This is a genomic window from Crocosphaera watsonii WH 8501, assembly GCF_000167195.1.
Classification (GTDB): domain Bacteria; phylum Cyanobacteriota; class Cyanobacteriia; order Cyanobacteriales; family Microcystaceae; genus Crocosphaera; species Crocosphaera watsonii.
On the sequence record NZ_AADV02000237.1, the window covers coordinates 1 to 4,831 of the forward strand.

The following is a 4,831-nucleotide window of genomic DNA, read 5'->3' on the forward strand; positions in this document are numbered from 1 at the left end:
AGGGGGAAGGGGGGAGGAAAGACGGCAGGCAGCTTGATCGCTGCTTACACTCTAGAGGATCCCCGTTGATATTGGTTCCCACTAGAAGCTCCGCAGAAGTCGAGAAATTGTTAGGAGCAGATTTTAAGGGCATCCTCACCAGTGACTGCTATAGTGCCTACTTTAGACAAAGTGCGATGGCCAAACAGAAATGTCTGGCACATTTAGAACGAGAGTTAGAGTCCCTTAAAACCAGTCGTTTTCAAGCGAATCGAGAATTTGCTGCCGATGTACAGCAAGTTTTAGCAACCGCCCGTATCCATTATCGTCATTATCATGCTCGAAATTTAACCCTTGAAGACTTAGGCTCCAAAAGAACAGAAGTCGAGAACTCACTGCAAAAGATTTTTAAAGCAACTCCCAAAAAAGGATGGCCTTATGATGCACAAAGATTGATTAACCGTCTCAAACGTCATTGGGAAGAGTGGTTCACCTTTCTAACTTATCCTGAAGTCAAACCAGATAATAATGATGCTGAGAGAGCTTTACGTCCCATTGTCATTCACCGCAAAGTAAGTGGGGGAGCAAGAAGCGACTGGGGTGCAGAGTTAGTCACCCAAATGTTCAGTTTTTTAGAGACCATGAGATTACAGGGGCAAAATGCCATTGTCCAATTATGCGAATTATTTTCATTAGCTGGTCGGAGTCCCCCAGGATTAGAGATGTAAAAGGCTCCGGAGCCGATGGGGGATAGATTTTTCTTGATCGCCCTATCTCTCTGCACAAAAATACACAGGGTTAGCGGATAATCTCCGCTAACAAAAAACTATCTTACTATTCTTTTTTTCTCATATTGTTGTTTTTATTTGAGGTTTTAAAAAGACTTGATTCTGGGAATGTTAGTCATTAAAATAGCCGTAATAAATTAGCTTAAATTTTACGCTAAATCACAGGGCTTATATTTTTGTTGACTCAACTGATGTTGTTTGTAGTGCTTTTCAATAAGACTTTTTTGTTGCGGTGAGCAGTTACAATTAATCTTACTCTCTTAGTATTCCCTCAAAAAACAAAATTATTCAAGCAATGGCAAGATTATCAATAATGATTGGTTTCTTCACAAAATAGTAAGGTGGGCATTGCCCACCCTACAATATTAATTAGTGCGGAACCTTGCTAATTCTTTACCGGTCTTAGCATCATGAGCATGAACCGTACAAACTAAACAAGAATCAAAAGAACGCGCCACATGACCCACTTCTACGGGGTTGGTGCTATCTTCGATAGGAATACCCACTAACGCCTCTTCAATGGGTCCTCTGGTGTGTGTACCGTCTCTCGGTCCAACGTTCCAGGTGGTGGGGGCAATCACTTGATAATTCTTGATTTTACCCTTTTCTACTTCCACCCAATGACATAACGCGCCACGACTCGCTTCGGTACCACCCCAACCACGGCCGTCTTTTTCGGTTGGTTTAATATACCAAGGATCGTTTAATTTAAACTCACGCAGACATCTTTCAACTTCCCGATAGAGTTTAACAGATTCGTGCATCCGTGCAAACTCACGAAGATGGATGCTAGGACCACCCATTTTCTTGAACATATCCAAGATCAAACCATCATAATGCTGCCAACTTTCTCCATGCTTACCACCAGCAACTAACTGACGCGCAAGAGAACCCACTTCCATACGTCCTAAGTCCTTATGACTAACAGCAGTGGCCCAGGAATATTTACCCTCGTAGTCGTTGGTGTTGATATGTTTGGGTTGAGTGGTGCGATCGAAAGGATGAACGTCTGCTGTTCCTTCTTCGTACCAAGCATGGCTAGTATTTTCCCGTGTAAAGGTATGATCTACCATGTGATGTTGATCGGTGAAGCTATCGTAAACACCACCTTTCATGATCACAGCAGCGTTACGGCCTTCAACGGTGGGTTTTTGATATCTATCTTCATGAGGGAGATAACCCCAAGTTAAATAACGGCCAGGACCACCACCATACTTATCTAAACCTATATCTAACCCCATACGCCAATAGAAACCGAGATCGGAGTTAGCATGAGCAGGACTCTCATCCAACCATTCTAAAAAGTCTTCGTAGGTTTGGATCTCTTCATATCTCTCTAAGGAGCATCCTAACCACACCGGTTCTAACCAGTTGGTGCGGAAATATTCCATGATCCCCCAACCTCTAGTAATATCAGTTAAAGTGGGCGCACACATTACACCACCCGGAACCATATAACTAGAGTGAGGCCATTGTCCACCGAATAAAGCGTATAGTTCTACGGGTTTAGCAGAGGTAGTAATAGCTAGTTCGTAAGACGTTCCCGTAAAGGCCCCAAACCGCTTACAAGCTTCTTCGTAGAAAGGACTATTTTTGTACTTTTTATTGGTTAAGTCGATGGCATATAAAGCGTAAAAATGTCTGGGGTGACTTTGTACAGTCTCCACCAATTGTCCTAAATTTCGTGCTAAAATGGCGTTACGAGGCACTTCTGTTTCCCAAGCCGTATCCAAAGCCCAAGAAGCACAAGTTAAGTGAGATGCGCCACATATACCACAGATACGAGGGGTAACAATAAGACCAGCTTGGGGATCTTTCCCTTTTAAAATAACCTCAAAACCGCGAAATAATTCCGCTTTAGTCCAGGCATTAACCACCTGGCCGTCTTCAATATCAACTCTAACATCTAAGTCCCCTTCTACTCTCCCCACTGGGGATATTTCTAGTTTCTGTACTGGCATAGTTTCACTCTCAAGAATGGTTCAATATTCGATAAAGTAGGGGCATATATTCTGCCCCTAGAGATGGTTAAACAGTGAAAAAGTCCTCATTAGCCCAAGAAGGACTTGTATCTTTGGAAACAACCGTCATTAACGCATAATCTTTCTTATTTATACCAGAAGGTAACTCTCTCGGCACACCCATTACTGTTTGTGTCTTAAAGACCGTTCCTGGTTTAAGATCATGGAAAGGAAACTCCGGTTCTGTACACCCTAAACAGGGCATACCCGCACGGGTTTTTGAGGAAACTCTATTCCATAAAATACGGTTACAGGAAGAATGGGTCATAGGGCCACGACATCCCATATCATAGAACAGACATCCAGTCCGTTGTCCGAAGTCTTGAGTGGTTGCTTTGTAGGAAAAGTGCATATTCCTGGTGCAACCCGTCTGGGTAAAGCTACGGAAGAAGGTTTGGGGACGGTGGAACTCATCAAGGGTGAGATCCCCAACTCGTCCGGTGGCCACTGCAACTAATATTTGAGAGATCCAGTCAGGGTGTGACGGACAACCTGGTATATTAATTACAGGTAGGCCAGCTTGGGACACATAGTCTGCCCCCAAGAAACCTCCTTTATCTCGTTTGAGGAACTGTACCCCAAGGGACTCACTAGGGTTGGGTTCCATGGCTGGAATACCCCCATAAGTGGCACAGTCTCCTACAGCAACCACAAAGGCAGCTACCTTAGATAAGTCTGTTAACCAGTCTTTCATGGGACGGCCCGCAAAACGGTTCCATTCTCCCGTTCCATTGGGGGCATTGACGACGCTTCCCTCATAGACTAGAATATCTATGGGAATTTTACCATTCACACAATCGTATAATAGTTGTTGTAATTCATCACCTAATTGCAAACCGAGGGACGGATGCCACAAGACATTGATCCCAAAGTCGGTAATTAAGTCTACTACGGTGGGTTCTTCTGCGTTGAGAAACGAAATTGTATTCCCAGAACAGGCACCACCTTGCAGCCAAAGAACATTAGCCATAGACTCTCTCGGATGGTTTTCCAGTCCATTATGGGATAGATTTCATCATTTCTTGGCACGATTTAATCTTTATTTAATTGTTATCAAGGTTAAGTTATTCTAATGTAATTTTTCTTATTATTTGTTGATATTTAGTTTACCTTTTGTCATGAAATAATAACATAAATTTAGCAATAATGTCTTATTTTTTACTGTTATAACCGTAACACAGGCTTTTTCAAGACTTTAATATTATTCCTTGGCAATTACAATATGGGATGAATAACTATAGCAATCAGTAATGATTTATGAGATTATTAGAAACTATGACATCAAACAGTAATCAGACAATGATGATAAATTACCCCAACTTCTTAACAGTTGGGGTAATTCATTTAACTTAAAACGCCAAAGTTATCAGCAGTCAAACTATCCGCATTGACTCCAAGTAGTGTAGCCAACTCATTGTTATCAAAGGCAATTAAAGCATTGCCGTCTTCATTACTTAAAGTTAATTCATTGAAACTACCAACACCCAAACCCTCAATATTCAACAGATCGTCTTCGAGATCAAAATCAGTGATAGTGTGAGCAGACTCAGGAATCTCTGCGTTAGCAATCCAGAATTGATCTTCTCCCTCACCCCCAGTAACAACATTATTACCACCTAAGAGGAAGAATCGATCATTTCCTGTACCACCGAAAGCGCGATCGTCACCACCAAGGGTAAAGGTACTCACGGGGTGACAAGTAGGTTGAAAAGTAAGTCCAGAGCGGTTTTTCTCTGTTACCCGACCCTAAACAATTGTCGGCAACCAGAGAGCTTATTGAGAATGAACGATAATGATAATCATTTGCAAATGGGGGTGAGGGAGAAGATCAATTCTGGATTGCTAACGCAGAGATTCNTGAGTCTGCTCACACTATCACTGATTTTGATCTCGAAGACGATCTGTTGAATATTGAGGGTTCGGGTGTTGGTAGTTTCAATGAATTAACTTTAAGTAATGCCAGACGGCAATGCCTTAATTGCCTTTGATAACAATGAGTTGGCTACACTACTTGGAGTCAATGCGGATAGTTTGCCAGGCGGC

4 protein-coding genes are annotated in these 4,831 nt (G+C 42.4%); 1 reads left to right on the top strand and 3 read right to left on the bottom strand.

Annotated features, from left to right (window positions below):
- Positions 1-707: IS66 family transposase (locus tag CWATDRAFT_RS29735; protein ID WP_007308438.1), on the top strand; the 707-nt coding region annotated here is incomplete at its 5' end.
- A gap of 425 nt (positions 708-1,132) precedes the next feature.
- On the opposite strand, the gene CWATDRAFT_RS29740 is transcribed toward CWATDRAFT_RS29735, so the two are convergent.
- The 3 genes from CWATDRAFT_RS29740 to CWATDRAFT_RS29750 form a co-directional block, all read right to left on the bottom strand.
- Positions 1,133-2,728: a nickel-dependent hydrogenase large subunit gene (locus CWATDRAFT_RS29740; protein WP_007308441.1), complete on the bottom strand. Its 1,596-nt coding sequence runs from the start codon at positions 2,726-2,728 to the stop codon at positions 1,133-1,135.
- Between the two features lie 67 nt (positions 2,729-2,795).
- Positions 2,796-3,758, bottom strand: a complete 963-nt coding sequence (locus tag CWATDRAFT_RS29745; RefSeq protein ID WP_007308440.1) for a hydrogenase small subunit — start codon at positions 3,756-3,758, stop codon at positions 2,796-2,798.
- A 374-nt stretch (positions 3,759-4,132) separates the two neighbouring features.
- Entirely contained in the window at positions 4,133-4,477 is a 345-nt protein-coding gene (locus CWATDRAFT_RS29750) for a hypothetical protein (protein ID WP_007308439.1), read from the bottom strand.
- Positions 4,478-4,831 lie beyond the last annotated feature (354 nt).